Origin of the sequence: Leifsonia naganoensis, assembly GCF_013410615.1 — a bacterium.
GTDB classification, from domain to species: Bacteria; Actinomycetota; Actinomycetes; order Actinomycetales; family Microbacteriaceae; genus Leifsonia; species Leifsonia aquatica.
The window spans coordinates 3,172,145-3,186,901 of the sequence record NZ_JACCHJ010000001.1 but is presented as its reverse complement, the minus strand read 5'-3'; the positions used below and the strand labels follow the sequence as shown (position 1 = coordinate 3,186,901).

Genomic DNA, 14,757 nt, shown 5'->3' with positions numbered 1-14,757 from the left:
CACATGACGAGCCAAAGACAGCCTCGCTCCACCGTCGGCGTCCTCGGGCTGGGCAACATGGGCCGCCCGATGACGCTCAACCTGCTCCGCAGCGGGATCGCCCCCGTCGTCGTGCACGGACGCACGCGCGCCACCCTCGACGAGATGGAGGCCGCGGGCGCGACCGTCGCCCCCACCGTCCGAGAGCTCGCCGCGCAGAGCGACATCGTGCTCTCGATGCTCCCCGACCTCCCGCAGCTGCGCGACCTGCTCGACGGCCCCGACGGACTGCTGGCCGGCCTCGACCACCCGCTGCTGCTGATCGTCGGCTCCACCTCCGCGCCCGACGGCATCCGCGAGCTGGCCGCCGAGCTCGGCTCCCGCACCGACGGCCTCGTCCGCGTGCTCGACGCACCGGTCAGCGGAGGCACGGACGGCGCCGAGGCCGCCGCTCTCGCCATCATGGTCGGCGGCGACCCGGACGATTTCGCTCGCGCGGAGCCTGTGCTCGCCACCATGGGGACACCCGTCCTGCTCGGCCCGCTCGGCTCCGGCGAGGTCGCCAAGGCCTGCAACCAGATGATCGTCGCCTCCACCATCGTCGCCCTCAGCGAGGCCACCGTGATCGCCGAGCGCGCCGGGCTGGACGTAACGCGACTGCTCGACCTGCTCGGCGGCGGCTACGCTGGAAGCCGTCTGCTCGAGTCGCGCAAACAGCGTCTGGCCGAGAAGGACTACTCGGTCTCCGGGCCGGCGAAGTTCATGGTGAAAGACCTCGGCTTCGCCCGCGCGGAGGCGGAGCGCACCGCGACGGCCACGCCCCAGCTCACGACGCTGCAGGACTTCTTCGGCCGACTGGTGGAGGCCGGCCTCGGCGACGACGACATCACGGTCGCGCAGGGCTTCATCGCCGCCTCCTCCCCCGCTACGGAGCACACCCTCCCCTGACCTCCCGTCGCGGCACCCGCCGCAGCAGACCACCGAGCACGAAGGAGCACCACGTGTCACAGGAAGCAACCGCCAACATCGGAGTCGTCGGACTGGCGGTGATGGGGTCCAACCTGGCCCGCAACCTCGCGTCCCGCGAGGGCAACACGGTCGCGGTCTACAACCGCACCTACGCCCGCACCGACGAGCTGATCGGCGCCCACCCGGAGGCCGGGTTCGTCGCCTCCGAGTCGATCGACGACTTCGTGGCGTCGCTGGCGAAGCCGCGCACGGCGATCATCATGGTCCAGGCGGGCAAGGGCACCGACGCCGTCATCGACCAGCTCGCCGAGCGCTTCGAGCCGGGCGACATCATCGTCGACGGCGGCAACGCCAACTTCCTCGACACGATCGAGCGTGAGAAGCGGATCAGCCCCTCCGGCATCCACTTCGTCGGCACCGGCATCTCCGGCGGCGAGGAGGGCGCGCTCAAGGGCCCGTCGATCATGCCCGGTGGCTCGGCCGAGTCGTACGAGACGCTCGGCCCGATCCTGGCGTCGATCGCCGCGGTCGCCGAGGGCGAGCCGTGCGTGACCCACGTCGGCACCGACGGCGCCGGCCACTTCGTGAAGATGATCCACAACGGCATCGAGTACGCGGACATGCAGCTCATCGCCGAGGCGTACGACCTCCTGCGCACCGTCGGTGGCCTGGAGCCGGCCGCCATCGCCGATGTGTTCACCGAGTGGAACAAGGGCTACCTCGAGTCGTACCTGATCGAGATCACCGCCGAGGTGCTCCGCCAGGTGGACGCCGAGACCGGCAAGCCGTTCGTCGACATCGTGCTCGACCAGGCGGGCTCGAAGGGCACCGGCGTCTGGACCGTGCAGAACGCCCTCGACCTGGGCGTGCCGGTCGGCGGCATCGCGGAGGCCGTGTTCGCGCGCGCCGTCTCGTCCAAGCCGAACCAGCGCGCTGCCGTGCAGGCGACCATCCAGTCGCGCCCGGACGTGCAGAAGGCCGACGACGTCGCCGCCTTCGCCGACGACGTCTCGAAGGCGCTCTACGCGTCGAAGGTCGTCGCCTACGCCCAGGGCTTCGACGCGATCATCGCCGGCGCCGAGAAGTACGGCTGGGACATCAACAAGGACAAGATCGCCAAGATCTGGCGCGGCGGCTGCATCATCCGCGCCCAGTTCCTCAACCGCATCGCCGACGCGTACGACGAGAACCCCGACATCGCCACGCTGCTCGAGGCGCCGTACTTCGCCGACGCGGTACGCGAGGGCGAGGCCGCCTGGCGCCGCATCGTCGCCACCGCCGCGCTCTCGGGCGTGCCGGTCCCCGGCTTCGGCGCCGCGCTGTCGTACTACGACTCGCTCGCGTCGAAGCGCCTGCCGGCCGCCCTGGTGCAGGGTCAGCGCGACTTCTTCGGCGCGCACACCTACAAGCGCGTCGACAAGGACGGCACCTTCCACACGCTGTGGTCGGGCGACCGCACCGAGATCGAGTCCGAGGGCTCCAGCCACTGACGCGCTGAGCCCCCAGCCGTCGAGTACAGGAAAAGTGCTCCGAATCCGCCCGATTCGGAGCACTTTTCCTGTACTCGGGGGCTGCGGGCGACGAGACTCGACACGTGACGTTCGATGAGCACCCGGAGCTGGCCGAGTACGAGCCGCTCGACCGCTCGCCGCGGCAACGGCGGGTCGTCCTCACGCGCGTCTTCGTGATCCTCGCGCTCTCCGGCCTCCTGCTGCCCGGGATCCTCCTGACCATCGGGATGCAGACCTCCACCGCCGAGAACACCTGCGCCGTGTACGTGCGCCACTACGAGCCGAACGCGACGGACTCGTCGGCGCGGTTCGAGTTCACCGGCCCGACCGGACCCGGATGGCAGTGCTACGCGCTCAACACCGAGGGCGACGCGACGTTCGTAGCGCCGCTGGGCCTCATCCCCTCGACGCCGCACCAGCTTCCCTGACGAGCAGCCGCACGGTCGCGAGCAGCCAGGTGCTGTAGCGCTCGAACGTCCACCCGCTCTCGCCGACCAGCTGCTGGTGCCCCTCCGGCGACATGACGAACGAGAGCGCGTCCGCCAGTTCGCGACGCCCTGCCTCATCGAGATCACGGGCTCCCTCCGCTCCCCGCGTCGCCAGGAGGTCGACCATGCGCCCGTAGTCGGCGTGCCGCCGCGCGAGCAGTCCGGACATCGCCGCGCCGACCTCGGCGTCGTCGCGCGCCGCCGAGGTGAAGGCAGCCCACAGACCTCCCGTGCGAGCGTTCGCGTCGGCGATGAACGGGACGAGCTCCGCGAGCATCCGGCCGGGGTCGTCCAAAGCGGCGATCGCGGCCACCTCCGGGCGGTCAGCCAGGGACTCCTCCCCGGCCTCCCCGGCGAACGCGCGCTCGAACGCGCCCAGCAGCAGCGCGCGCTTCGGCCCGTGCACCTTGACGCTCTCGACGGAGACGCCCGCGGTGGTCGCGATCTCGGCGAGGGAGGCTCCGGCGTACCCGCGCGCGGCGAAGACCGCGGCGGCCGCGTCGAGGATGCGCTCGCGGGTCTGCCGCGCCTGCTCCTGGCGCAGCGACGAGCGGTAGGGGCGCGTGGTCGGCTCCGGCACTATTGACTACCCTTCACGTGTAGTGAATACTGTTGACGTTTACTCGACTCTAACCCGAAATGCGAGCACCCATGAACATCCTTCTCTGCAGCACCCCGGTCCACGGCCACGTCACCCCGCTCCTCGCGGTCAGCGCGGCCCTCGTCGAGCGCGGCCACCGCGTCTTCTTCCTCACCGGCGCGCGCTACGCCGGACGGGCGGCCGGCACCGGTGCGACCGTCCTCCCGCTGCCGGCCGAGGCCGACTACGACGACACCGACATGGACGCGGCGTTCCCGGGACGGGTCGGCCTCACCGGCCCCGCCGGCATCCGCTACGACATGCGCGCCATCTTCCTGGCACCCGCCCGCGCCCAGCTCACGGCGGTCGACGCCGCGATCGCTCGGCACGGGATCGACGTCGTCCTGGCCGAGAGCCTCTTCCTCGGTGCCGCCCTGCTGACCGCCCGTCCGCGCGCCTCCCGCCCGGCCGTCCTCAACCTGGGCATCGTGCCGCTCGGCCTCAAGAGCCGCCACACCGCGCCGTTCGGTCTGGGGGTCGCACCGAAGCCCGGCCCGGCCGGCCGGCTTCGCAACGCCGCACTCACCTTCGTCGCCGAGAAGGCGATCTTCGCACCCGTGCAGAAGGAGGCGCGGAGCATCGCCCTCGAAGCCGGCGCACCCCTCGGCGGCTTCATCCTGGACTGGCCGTCCCGCTCGGACGGCGTCGTGCAGTTCACGGTGCCGTCGTTCGAGTACCCGCGCCCGGACGTCACGGTCCCCGTCCACTTCGTCGGACCGGTCTCGCGGACGCAGCGCTCAGATACTCCGCTCCCGGCCTGGTGGGGCGACCTGGCCGACGGCCGGCCGATCGTCCACGTCACCCAGGGCACCGTGGCGAACCGGGAACTCGGCGATCTCGTCCTCCCCACGATCCGGGCCCTCGCGGGCGCGGACGTCTGGGTGGTCGCGAGCACCGGGGGCCGTCCCGTGGTCGACCTCGGGGAGAGCCTGCCGGCCAACGCGCGCGTCGCGCCGTACCTCCCGTACGACGAGCTCCTGCCGCGCACGGCGGTGTACGTCACCAACGGCGGGTACGGCGGCGTGCACTACGCCATGGAGCACGGCGTCCCGATCGTGATCGCCGGGACCACGGAGGACAAGACGGAGGTCTCCGCCCGCGTCGCGTGGACGGGGGTCGGCGTCAGCCTCCGCACCAACCAGCCGACGCAGGAGGCGATCGCCGATGCCGTTCGGACGGTGCTCGCCGACCGCCGCTACGCCGAGGCGAGCGCGCGGATCGGCGCCGACATCCGTTCGTCGTCGGGGCTCGACGGGGTCGAGCGTGCCGTCGTCGCGGCTTGTGCTCCCGGCGCTACGCCGCCCCGTCGAACATCGACGTCACCGAGCCGTCGGTGAACACCTGCTCGATCGCGTCCGCCAGCAGCGGCGCGATCGGGAGGACGGTGAGCTTGTCCCAGCGCTTGTGCTCCGGGAGGGGCAGCGTGTCGGTGACGACGACCGAGTCGATGACGTCGGACTGCAGCAGCTCGACGGCCGGGTCGCTGAAGACGGCGTGCGTCGCAGCCACGACGACGCCGGTCGCGCCGGCGGCCTTGAGGGCCTCGGCGGCCTTCACGATCGTGCGGCCGGTGTCGATCAGGTCGTCGACCAGGAGGCAGACGCGGCCCTTCACGTCGCCGACGATCTCGTGCACCGAGACCTGGTTCGGGACGAGCGGGTCGCGGCGCTTGTGGATGATCGCGAGCGGCGCGCCCAGCTTGTCGCTCCAGATGTCGGCGACGCGCACACGGCCCATGTCCGGCGAGACCACGGTGAGGGTCGACGGGTCGAGCTCGCGCTTCATGTGCTCGAGCAGCACCGGCATCGCGAAGAGGTGGTCGACCGGTCCGTCGAAGAAGCCCTGGATCTGGGCGGCGTGGAGGTCGACCGACATGATGCGGTCGGCTCCCGCCGCCTTGAACAGGTCGGCGACCAGGCGGGCCGAGATCGGCTCGCGGCCGCGGCCCTTCTTGTCCTGACGGGCGTACGGGTAGAACGGGGCGACGACCGTGATGCGCTTGGCGGAGGCGCGCTTCAGCGCGTCCACCATGATCAGCTGCTCCATGAGCCACTCGTTGATCGGCGACGTGTGCGACTGGATGACGAACGCATCCGAGCCGCGCACGCTCTCATCGAACCGGGCGTAGATCTCGCCGTTGGCGAAGGTGCGGGCGTCGGTCGGGACCAACTCGCTCCCGAGGCACTCGGCGATCTCCTGTGCGAGCGCGGGATGCGCCCTCCCCGAGATGAGGACGAGGCGCTTCTGGCCGTTCGCGGTGATCCCAGACACTTATTCTCCGCTCTCTTCCGCAGCTCGGGCGGCGTCGGTGCCCGGTCGCTTCTGCGCGACCCAGCCTTCGATGTTGCGTTGCGGGGCGACGGTGATGGCGAGCGAGCCCGCCGGGACGTCCTTGCGGACGACGGTGCCTGCTCCCGTGTACGCTCCGTCACCCATCCTAACGGGCGCCACGAACACCGTGTTCGTGGCCGCACGCACATGCGACCCGATCTCGGTGCGGTGCTTGTTCACTCCGTCGTAGTTGGCGGTGATGACGCCCGCGCCCAGGTTGGACTTCTCGCCCACCTCGGCGTCGCCGACGTAGTTGAAGTGCGCGAGCTTGGTGCCGGCGCCGATGGTCGCGTTCTTGGTCTCGACGAAGGTGCCGATCTTGCCGCCCTCGCCCAGGACGGTGCCGGGGCGGAGGTAGGCGAACGGGCCGACGGTCGCGCCCGCGCCGATGACCGCCAGCGTTGCGTCCGTGCGCTTGACGGTCGCGCCCTCGCCGACCTCGCAGTCGAGCAGGGTCGTGTCCGGGCCGATGACCGCGCCGGTCTCGACCACGGTCGCGCCGCGCAGCTGGGTGCCCGGGAGGATGGTGACGTCGGGCGCGAGCTTCGCCCGTACGTCGATCCACGTCGTCGCCGGGTCCTGCACGGTCACGCCGGCGAGCTGCCAGGTGCGCACGAGGAGGGCGTTGAGCTTCGCCGCCATCTCGCTGAGCTGGGCGCGGTCGTTGATGCCCTCGACGAGCCACGAGTCGGCCACCGGGAGCGCGTCGACATCGAAGCCCGCCTCGCGGAGCAGCCCGATCACGTCGGTGAGGTACTTCTCGCCCTGCGCGTTGTCGGTGGTGATCGCCGCGAGCTCGTCGCGCAGCGCGGCCGCGCCGAAGAGGTAGATGCCGGCGTTGATCTCGCCGATGGCCCGCTCGTCGTCGGTCGCGTCCTTGTGCTCGACGATGCGGTCGAGGGTTCCGGCCGCGTTGCGCACGATGCGGCCGTAGCCCGTCGCGTCGGCCGGGAAGCTGGAGAGGATGGTCGCCGCCGACCCGCTGTCGCGGTGCGTGGCGATGAGCTCGCGCAGGGTGGCCGCGTCGAGCAGGGGGACGTCGCCGTTCACGACGAGCACGTCGCCGGAGAAGCCGGCGGGCAGCGCCGCGACGGCCTGCTCGACCGCGCGGCCGGTGCCGGGGACTTCGTCCTGGTCGACGATCACGGCCTCCGGGAGGTCGGCCTCGATGACCGCGGCGAGGCGGTCGCGCTCGTGCCGCACGACGGCGACGACGTGCGCCGCGTCCAGCTCCCGGGCGGTGGCCAGCACGTGGCCCACGATCGGGATGCCGCCGAGCTCGTGGAGCAGCTTCGGGGTCGAGGACTTCATCCGCGTGCCCTGGCCCGCCGCCAGCACGACGATGGCGAGATTCTGGTCGGTCATGTCCCTCCCGGGGTCGGTGTGGCCACTGCCGCTCCGCCTCCAGGACTCGAACCTGGACCTAACAGCTCCAAAGGCTGTCGTGCTGCCATTACACCAAGGCGGAACACGCGGAAAACGCGCAGGTGACAGTCTGCCAGACCCGTCGTGTGCGAGAGGTGAACACGTCGGACGGTGAATACGATGGAGGGATGGGTGACGCACGCGACGGTGGACCGCGCGACGAAGTGGACCGCATCGTCGGGGCATGGCTGCGCGAGCGCCCCGACCTCGACTTCTCGCCGCTGCAGGTGCTCTCGCGCGTCGACCGCCTCTCCCGGCACCTCGACCGGGCGCGCCGCGCGGCCTTCGACCGCTCGGACCTCGACTCCTGGGAGTTCGACGTGCTCTCGGCCCTCCGTCGCGCCGGATCCCCGTACCAGCTCAGCCCGAAGTCGCTGCTCCAGCAGACCCTCGTCTCCAGCGGCACGATGACGAACCGCATCGACCGGCTCGTCGCGCGCGGCCTCGTGGAGCGCCGGACCGACCCGAACGACGGCCGCGGCATCCTGGTGCAGATGTCGGCGCAGGGTCTCGCCCGTGTCGACGCGGCGATCACGCGGCTGGTCGATGCCGAGGCCGATCTGCTCGACGCGCTCTCCCCTTCGGATCAGGAGCGCCTGGCGGCCCTGCTCCGCAAGCTCAGCCTCAGCTTCGACTCCTGACGCCGTCCGCCGCACGCAGCGGTCTCCTGTCGCACTCCCAGGAGACCGTTATCCCGCTCTCATAAACTCGCAGGGATGAGACTCTCCCGACTGAAGCGCCTGCCGTCGCGGGTGAAACGCGCCGCCCGCTTCGAGATCCACGCGCACTGGCGCCGCCAGCCGCTGGTCGCCGGCAGCGTCTTCTACGAGTCCTTCTCGGGCAACGGGATGCTCGACAACCCCGAGGCCGTGTTCCGCGCGCTGCTCGACGCCCCCGACTTCCAGGGCCTGACCCACATCTGGGCGCTGTCCGACCTCGACCAGTACCGGTCGACGGTCGAGGAGTTCGCGGGCGACGCCCGGGTGAGCTTCGTCCGCTACGGCTCCGCAGCGTACTACCGCGCGCTCGCGACGAGCGAGTACCTCGTCAACAACGCGACCTTCCCGCCCGACTTCTCCAAGCGTCCCGGCCAGGTCTACCTCAACACCTGGCACGGCACCCCGCTGAAGCGGATGGGCTACGACATCGAGGACGGCGCGCTCGGCACCGCCAACATCATCCGCAACTTCGTGCAGTCCGACTACCTGCTCTCCGCGAACCCGTTCATGAGCGAGCAGATGTACGAGACGGCCTACAAGCTGACCGGCATCTACCGCGGCGCCATCGTCGAGGAGGGCTACCCGCGCATCGACCGGCAGTTCCTGGACGACGCAGCGCGCGACGACGTGCGCGCCCGCCTGGTCGCCGCCGGCATCCCGCTCGGCGATCGCAAGGTCGTGCTCTACGCGCCGACCTGGAAGGGCGCGACCTTCGGCAGGCCCACGGACGACCTCGACGAGCTGCTGGACCACATCCACCGCATCGAGGAGCAGATCGACACCAGCCGCTACGCCGTGCTGCTCAAGACGCACCAGTCGGTGCACAAGCTCGCCGCCCACCGGCCCGAGCTGCAGCGACTGCTGGTGCCCAACGAGATCCCGACGAACCTCGTGCTGGGCGTCTCCGACCTGCTCATCTCGGACTACTCGAGCATCTTCTTCGACTTCCTGCAGACCGGCCGGCCGATCGTCTTCTTCACCCCCGACCTCGCCGACTACGCGGGCACCCGCGGGCTGTACTGCGAGCCGGAGGAGTGGCCGGGCCCGGTGTACGAGTCGGCACGGGAGGTCGGCGAGCAGATCGCCCGCATCGCCGCCGACGACGACCGCGTGCCCGAGGAGGCTCGTGAACGGTACGCCTCGATGCAGGAGCGCTTCACGCCCTACGAAGACGGTCACGCGGCCGAGCGCGTCGTCGACATCGTGTTCCGCCGGGTCCGCGACGGGTACCGCCTCCGTACCGGACTCGACCAGGACGGCCGCCAGAAGATCCTGCTCTACCTGGGCGGGATGCGCCCGAACGGCATCACGACCTCGGCCCTCAACCTCCTGAACAACATCGACCACGACCGGTACGACGTCTCCGCGCTGTTCTCCCAGAGCCGCTCGGGTGCGTCGATCGCCAAGCAGAAGCAGATCCACCCGGCCGTGCGGCAGTTCCCTCGGGTGGGCGGGATGAACGGCGCGAAGCTCCTCCACCTGGCCCGGCACCTCCACTTCCGCCGCGGCCGGATCGCCGAGCACGCCGAGATCCCGGCGCAGAACCAGCTGTGGGACGACGAGTGGTACCGCTGCTTCGGTGAGAGCCGCTTCGACTACGTGGTCGACTTCTCGGGCTACGGCCCGTTCTGGGCCGCACTGCTGCTGCACTCCCCGGACGCGCAGCGCGCCATCTGGCTGCACAACGACCTGGCCGCCGACGCGCACCGCGAGGTCAACGGCGAGAAGAAGATGCTGCACAGCCTCACGCAGATCTTCACCCTCTACGGCCAGTACGACCACCTCGTCTCGGTGTCGCCGACCCTGTCGGACATCAACCGGGAGTCGCTCGCCGAATACGCGGCGCCCGAGAAGTTCCTCTCGGCCCTGAACACCGTCGACGCCGAGCACATCCTCGAGAACGCGCAGGCCGACCTGCACGAGATCACCTTCGACGACGAGACCGGCAGCGTCCCCGACTGGGCGCAGGCGCTGCTGGCGGACGACGACGTGACGACGTTCGTGAACGTCGGTCGACTCTCCCCCGAGAAGAACCAGGGCCGGCTCGTGCGCGCCTTCGCCGCCGTCCACGCGCAGAACCCGAAGACCCGCCTGGTGATCGTCGGCGACGGTCCTCTGGCGGACGAGCTGGGGGCGCTGATCGCCGAACTGGGACTCGACGGCGCCGCCTTCCTCACCGGGATGCAGCGCAACCCGCACGCGATCATGGCGAAGGCCGACTGCTTCGTGCTCTCCAGCGATTACGAGGGCCAGCCGATGGTCATCCTCGAGGCGCTCGTACTCGGCCTCCCGATCGTCACGGTCGAGTTCGCCTCGGCCAAGAACGCCCTCCCCGCGGGCAGCGGGCTCGTCGTCCCGCAGACCGACGAGGGCGTGGCGGACGGGCTGCGCGCCTTCCTCGCGGGCGGGGTGCCGGACAGCCGGTTCGACTACGCAGGGTACAACCGCAAGGCGGTCGGCGAGTTCTACCGCGCGATCGGCGCGGCCCCCGTGCTCGCCGAGCAGACCCCGTAGCCCGCGAGCACAGTAAAAAGGCTCGATCCGCGCCGGTTTCCGAGCACTTTTGCTGTGCTCGGCGGCCGGGATCCGGTCAGGCGCGTGCGACGATCGCGGCGGCGTCGACTCCGGAGGGCAGCTCGCCGTAGAGGGAGCCGCGATCCGGGCCGAGCCGCGCGGCCACGAAGGCGTCGGCGACCGCGGCCGGAGCGTGCCGGATGAGCAGCGAGGCCTGCAGGGCGACGGCGAGCGCGGCGACGAGCGGGCGCGCCCACGACTCGTCGGCCGTCGCGAGTGCGGCACGGAGCCGGTCGTGGTTGGCGTCGAATTCGGCGTGGGTGCCGCGGGCGGCGGCCAGCTCGGCGTCGAAGGCCTCCCGGCTGGCGGGTTCGCGGCCGAGGGCGCGCAGCACGTCGAGCGCGATGACGTTGCCCGACCCCTCCCAGATCGCCATCACGGGCTGCTCCCGGTAGCGCCGGGCCAGCGGGAAGGCCTCGGTGTAGCCGTTGCCGCCGAGGCATTCGAGCGCCTCGTAGGCGTGGCCGGGGCCGCGCTTGCAGACCCAGTACTTGGTGACGGCGGTGGCCAGGCGGCGGAATGCGACGTCGGACTCGGGCGCGTCGGCATCGTGGGCGCGCGCGAGCCGCAGGGCGACCGCGGTCGCCGCCTCCGACTCCAGCGCGAGGTCGGCGAGCACGGCCGTCATCGCCGGCTGCTCGACGAGGCGGCCGCCGAAGGCCGTGCGGTGGCGTGCGTGCCACGTCGCCTCGGCGACGGCCTGCCGCATCCCGGCCGCGCTGCCGAGGATGCAGTCGAGCCGCGTGCGGTTGACCATCTCGAGGATGGTGCGCACCCCGCGTCCCTCCTCCCCCAGCAGGTACCCGACGGTCCCGTCGAACTCGATCTCGCTCGACGCGTTCGACCGGTTCCCCAGCTTGTCCTTCAACCGCTGGATGAGGAACACGTTGCGCGTGCCGTCCTCCAGCACGCGCGGCACGACGAAGCAGCTCAGGCCGCCCCCGGTCTGGGCGAGCACCAGGAACCCGTCCGACATCGGGGCGGAGCAGAACCACTTGTGACCGGTGAGCAGCCAGCGCCCGTCACCGGCGGCGATCGCCTGCGTCGTGTTGGCGCGCACGTCCGAGCCGCCCTGCTTCTCGGTCATGGCCATCCCGAACAGCGCCGACGTCTTGCCCGCGACGAGCCGCCCGTCGTACTCGCGGCTCAGCAGGCGCGGCACCCACGCCTCCGCCAGCACGGGATTCGCGGCGAGGGCGGGGACGGCGGCGTGCGACATCGAGATCGGACAGGCGTGGCCGGGCTCGACCTGTGCGAACAGCATGAACGTCGCGGCGCGGGCGACGTTCGCGCCCGGGCGCGGCTCGGCCCATGCAGCGGTGTGGGCGCCGGCGGCGACGGCCGAGCGGATGATGCGCTGGTAGCTCTCGTCGTAGTCGACCTCGTCGACCCGGTTGCCCCACCGGTCGAAGGCGCGCAGCTGCGGCTCGCGCACGTTGGCGCGCTCGGCGTCGGCCTGGAACGCGGCCGTGCCGACGTGCCGGCCGACCTCTCCGAGCTCCGCCGTCGCCCAGCCGGCGTCGTAGCGCTCGACGGCCTCCTGCAGCGGGACGTTCGCGGCGTACTCGTCGAGGTCGACGCGCGGCGGAGGCTGGTTCACGACGGTGTGGGTGCCCATGCGAGGGGAGTCTACTGCGCGCGTCTACGATGATCCGGTGCGCATCCCGGACCTCCACACCGAACGCCTGCTGCTGCGACGCTGGCGCCCGGACGACGCGCCGTTCGCGTTCGATCTCTACTCGCAGTGGGAGGTGCAGCGCTTCCTCGGCCGCGCGCCGCGCGTGATGTCCGACCCCGCCGAGGCCGAGACGCTCGTGCGCCGGCTGCGGCGGCGGGAGGACGCGCACCGGGCCTACCGCGTGGTCGCGCTCGCGGACGGCGGGGAGGCCGTCGGCACGGTCATGCTCCAGCCGCTGCCCGCCTCCGGTCCGGCCGAACCCCTGCGGCCCAGCGGGGACACGGAGATCGGCTGGCACTTCCACCCGGCCCACTGGGGCCGCGGGTACGCGACCGAGGCGGCGGGAGCACTGCTCCGTGCAGCCCTCGACAACGGGCTGGCCCGCGTGCTCGCGGTGACGTACCCGGACAATGTCGCGTCCCGACGGGTGTGCGAACGAATCGGGATGCGCGGCCTCGGCCTCAGCGATGCGTACTACAACTCCACGATGGAGTTGTTCGAGCGGACCGCGTGACCCCGCGGCCTCGGTACCCTTGAGAGGACATGGCACATCTTCTCGGGGCCGAGGCCCTGCATCTCGAATATCCGACCCGTGTGGTCTTCGACTCCGTCTCGCTGGGCGTGAACGAGGGTGACCGCATCGGCATCGTCGGCCGCAACGGCGACGGCAAGTCGAGCCTGCTCGGGATGCTGGCGGGGCTGCGCTCCCCCGACTCCGGCCGGGTCACCGTGCGCAGCGGGGTCCGGATCGGCGTGCTCGACCAGGCGGACACCCTCGACGACGACGACACCGTCGGGCACGCCGTCGTCGGCGACGCCCCCGAGCACGAGTGGGCGGGCGATCCCCGCGTGCGCGACGTCATCGCCGGTCTGCTCGGCGACCTCGACTGGGAGGCGCGCCTCGGCACGCTCTCGGGCGGTCAGCGTCGCCGCGTCGCCCTTGCGCGGCTGCTCGGGGGCGACCACGACATCCTCGCCCTCGACGAGCCGACCAACCACCTCGACGTGGAGGCCATCACCTGGCTGGCCGAGCACCTGAAGCGGCGATGGGCGGCCAGCTCCGGCGGGCTGCTGGTCGTCACGCACGACCGCTGGTTCCTCGACGAGGTGTGCACGATCACGTGGGAGGTGCACGACCGCGTCGTCGACGCCTTCGAGGGCGGCTACGCGGCCTACATCCTGCAGCGCGTCGAGCGCGACCGGCAGGCCGCCTCGATCGAGCAGCGCCGTCAGAACCTCGCCCGCAAGGAGCTGGCCTGGCTGCGGCGCGGCGCCCCCGCCCGCACCTCCAAGCCGAAGTTCCGCATCGACGCGGCGAACGAGCTCATCTCCGACGTGCCAGAGATCCGCGACCGGGTGGCCCTCCAGTCGCTCGCGGTCGCCCGACTCGGGAAGGACGTCGTCGACCTGCTCGACGTCTCCGTCTCCTACGGCGAGAAGCCGGTGCTCCGCGACATCGAGTGGCGCATCGCCCCGGGCGAGCGCACGGGCATCCTGGGCGTCAACGGCGCGGGCAAGTCCACCCTCCTGGACCTGGTGTCCGGGACCCTGGAGCCGTCGAGCGGCCGGGTCAAGCGCGGCAAGACCGTGCGCGTCGCGACCCTCACCCAGCGGCTCGACGAATTGGAGCAGCACCTCGACGACCCGGTGCGCGTGGTGATCAGCAGCCTCCGCACGGAGTACACGATCGGCACGGGCTCCAAGGCGCAGGCGCTCACCCCGGCCCAGCTGCTCGAACGCCTCGGCTTCTCGTCCGCCCAGCTCTCCACACCGGTGAAGGACCTCTCGGGAGGCCAGAAGCGCCGCCTCCAGCTACTGCTCATCCTGCTCGACCAGCCCAACGTGCTGATCCTCGACGAGCCCACCAACGACCTCGACACCGACATGCTCGCGGCGATGGAGGACCTGCTCGACTCGTGGGCGGGCACGCTCATCGTCGTGTCGCACGACCGGTACTTCCTCGAGCGCGTCACGGACCAGCAGTTCGCGATCCTCGGCGGCCACCTGCGCCACCTGCCCGGCGGGGTGGACGAGTACCTGCGGTTGCGCAAGCTGGAGGAGCAGCACGCGGGCAGCGGCGCCGGATCCGCGGCGACCGCGACCCCGGCGTCCGGCTCGGCCGCTCCGGCGCTCGGCGGCGCCGACCTGCGCGCGGCTCAGAAGGAGGTCGCCGCCCTCGAGCGCCGCCTCGGCAAGCTCCAGCAGCAGATCGACAAGGCCCGCACCGCCCTCGCCGACCACGACCAGGCCGACTACGTCGGACTCGGCACGAAGATGGAGGCCATCAGCGCTCAGGAGCGCGAGGTCGAGGAGCTCGAGACCCGCTGGTTCGAGCTGACGGAGGCGCTGGGCTAGCCCCCTCCCGCAGATTTGTGCCAAATGTCGACTCTGGCCCCGCCAAAGGCGACATTCGGGCCAAATCTCGCCCCCATCGACCCCTGGA

The 14,757-nt window shown here is 71.2% G+C and carries 12 protein-coding genes and 1 tRNA gene; 8 read left to right on the top strand and 5 right to left on the bottom strand.

Features of this window, described 5'->3' with window-relative positions; all coding sequences use genetic code 11:
* Positions 1-3: 3 nt before the first annotated feature.
* From HNR14_RS15320 to HNR14_RS15310, 3 genes are all read left to right on the top strand, one after another.
* A complete protein-coding gene (locus tag HNR14_RS15320) occupies positions 4-927 on the top strand; it encodes an NAD(P)-dependent oxidoreductase (protein WP_179701720.1) in 924 nt (307 codons plus the stop codon).
* A 53-nt stretch (positions 928-980) separates the two neighbouring features.
* Positions 981-2,438 carry an NADP-dependent phosphogluconate dehydrogenase gene (gene gndA, locus HNR14_RS15315; protein ID WP_039921009.1) on the top strand — a complete coding sequence of 486 codons (1,458 nt, stop codon included), beginning with the start codon at positions 981-983 and terminating at the stop codon, positions 2,436-2,438.
* Between the two features lie 104 nt (positions 2,439-2,542).
* Positions 2,543-2,887, top strand: a complete 345-nt coding sequence (locus HNR14_RS15310) for a hypothetical protein (RefSeq protein WP_179701719.1) — start codon at positions 2,543-2,545, stop codon at positions 2,885-2,887.
* Here the strand turns inward: HNR14_RS15310 and HNR14_RS15305 are convergent.
* Complete coding sequence (locus HNR14_RS15305; RefSeq protein WP_179701718.1) at positions 2,856-3,527, bottom strand: TetR family transcriptional regulator; 672 nt, start codon at positions 3,525-3,527, stop codon at positions 2,856-2,858. The genes HNR14_RS15310 and HNR14_RS15305 overlap by 32 nt on opposite strands.
* Before the next feature lie 71 nt (positions 3,528-3,598).
* Here HNR14_RS15305 and HNR14_RS15300 point away from each other — a divergent pair, with 71 nt between their 5' ends.
* Positions 3,599-4,924 carry a glycosyltransferase gene (locus HNR14_RS15300; RefSeq protein WP_246311580.1) on the top strand — a complete coding sequence of 442 codons (1,326 nt, stop codon included), beginning with the start codon at positions 3,599-3,601 and terminating at the stop codon, positions 4,922-4,924.
* Here the strand turns inward: HNR14_RS15300 and HNR14_RS15295 are convergent.
* The 3 genes from HNR14_RS15295 to HNR14_RS15285 all read right to left on the bottom strand — a co-directional run bounded on the left by HNR14_RS15295 (position 4,881) and on the right by HNR14_RS15285 (position 7,386).
* On the bottom strand, positions 4,881-5,858 hold the full coding sequence (locus HNR14_RS15295) for a ribose-phosphate diphosphokinase (RefSeq protein WP_021757008.1): 978 nt from the start codon (positions 5,856-5,858) through the stop codon (positions 4,881-4,883). The two genes, HNR14_RS15300 and HNR14_RS15295, sit on opposite strands and share 44 nt — an antisense overlap.
* The gene (gene glmU, locus HNR14_RS15290) at positions 5,859-7,283 is read right to left on the bottom strand and encodes a bifunctional UDP-N-acetylglucosamine diphosphorylase/glucosamine-1-phosphate N-acetyltransferase GlmU (protein ID WP_021757009.1); all 1,425 of its coding nucleotides are present in this window, start codon (positions 7,281-7,283) and stop codon (positions 5,859-5,861) included.
* Positions 7,284-7,314: 31 nt separating this feature from the next.
* Positions 7,315-7,386: transfer RNA gene (locus HNR14_RS15285), tRNA-Gln, on the bottom strand.
* An 85-nt stretch (positions 7,387-7,471) separates the two neighbouring features.
* On the opposite strand from HNR14_RS15285, the gene HNR14_RS15280 reads away from it, so the two are divergent.
* Positions 7,472-7,984 (top strand): MarR family winged helix-turn-helix transcriptional regulator, encoded by a 513-nt coding sequence (locus HNR14_RS15280; protein ID WP_179701716.1) that lies wholly within the window; start codon positions 7,472-7,474, stop codon positions 7,982-7,984.
* A 75-nt stretch (positions 7,985-8,059) separates the two neighbouring features.
* Positions 8,060-10,576: a glycosyltransferase gene (locus HNR14_RS15275; RefSeq protein ID WP_179701715.1), complete on the top strand. Its 2,517-nt coding sequence runs from the start codon at positions 8,060-8,062 to the stop codon at positions 10,574-10,576.
* A 76-nt stretch (positions 10,577-10,652) separates the two neighbouring features.
* On the opposite strand, the gene HNR14_RS15270 is transcribed toward HNR14_RS15275, so the two are convergent.
* Positions 10,653-12,254 carry an acyl-CoA dehydrogenase family protein gene (locus tag HNR14_RS15270; protein WP_179701714.1) on the bottom strand — a complete coding sequence of 534 codons (1,602 nt, stop codon included), beginning with the start codon at positions 12,252-12,254 and terminating at the stop codon, positions 10,653-10,655.
* Positions 12,255-12,291: 37 nt separating this feature from the next.
* Between HNR14_RS15270 and HNR14_RS15265 the strand changes: the two genes are divergently transcribed.
* Positions 12,292-12,828 (top strand): GNAT family N-acetyltransferase, encoded by a 537-nt coding sequence (locus tag HNR14_RS15265; RefSeq protein WP_343064507.1) that lies wholly within the window; start codon positions 12,292-12,294, stop codon positions 12,826-12,828.
* A 29-nt stretch (positions 12,829-12,857) separates the two neighbouring features.
* Complete coding sequence (locus HNR14_RS15260; RefSeq protein ID WP_179701713.1) at positions 12,858-14,669, top strand: ABC-F family ATP-binding cassette domain-containing protein; 1,812 nt, start codon at positions 12,858-12,860, stop codon at positions 14,667-14,669.
* Positions 14,670-14,757: the final 88 nt, after the last annotated feature.

What these genes read in the sequence shown, in the direction of transcription:
- HNR14_RS15280 (WP_179701716.1), top strand. Translation starts at nt 7,472, where the DNA reads ATGGGTGACGCACGCGACGGTGGACCGCGCGACGAAGTGGACCGCATC.
- HNR14_RS15275 (WP_179701715.1), top strand. Translation starts at nt 8,060, where the DNA reads ATGAGACTCTCCCGACTGAAGCGCCTGCCGTCGCGGGTGAAACGCGCC.
- HNR14_RS15260 (WP_179701713.1), top strand. Translation starts at nt 12,858, where the DNA reads ATGGCACATCTTCTCGGGGCCGAGGCCCTGCATCTCGAATATCCGACC.
- glmU (WP_021757009.1), bottom strand. Translation starts at nt 7,283, where the DNA reads ATGACCGACCAGAATCTCGCCATCGTCGTGCTGGCGGCGGGCCAGGGC.
- HNR14_RS15270 (WP_179701714.1), bottom strand. Translation starts at nt 12,254, where the DNA reads ATGGGCACCCACACCGTCGTGAACCAGCCTCCGCCGCGCGTCGACCTC.
- HNR14_RS15300 (WP_246311580.1), top strand. Translation starts at nt 3,599, where the DNA reads ATGAACATCCTTCTCTGCAGCACCCCGGTCCACGGCCACGTCACCCCG.
- HNR14_RS15320 (WP_179701720.1), top strand. Translation starts at nt 4, where the DNA reads ATGACGAGCCAAAGACAGCCTCGCTCCACCGTCGGCGTCCTCGGGCTG.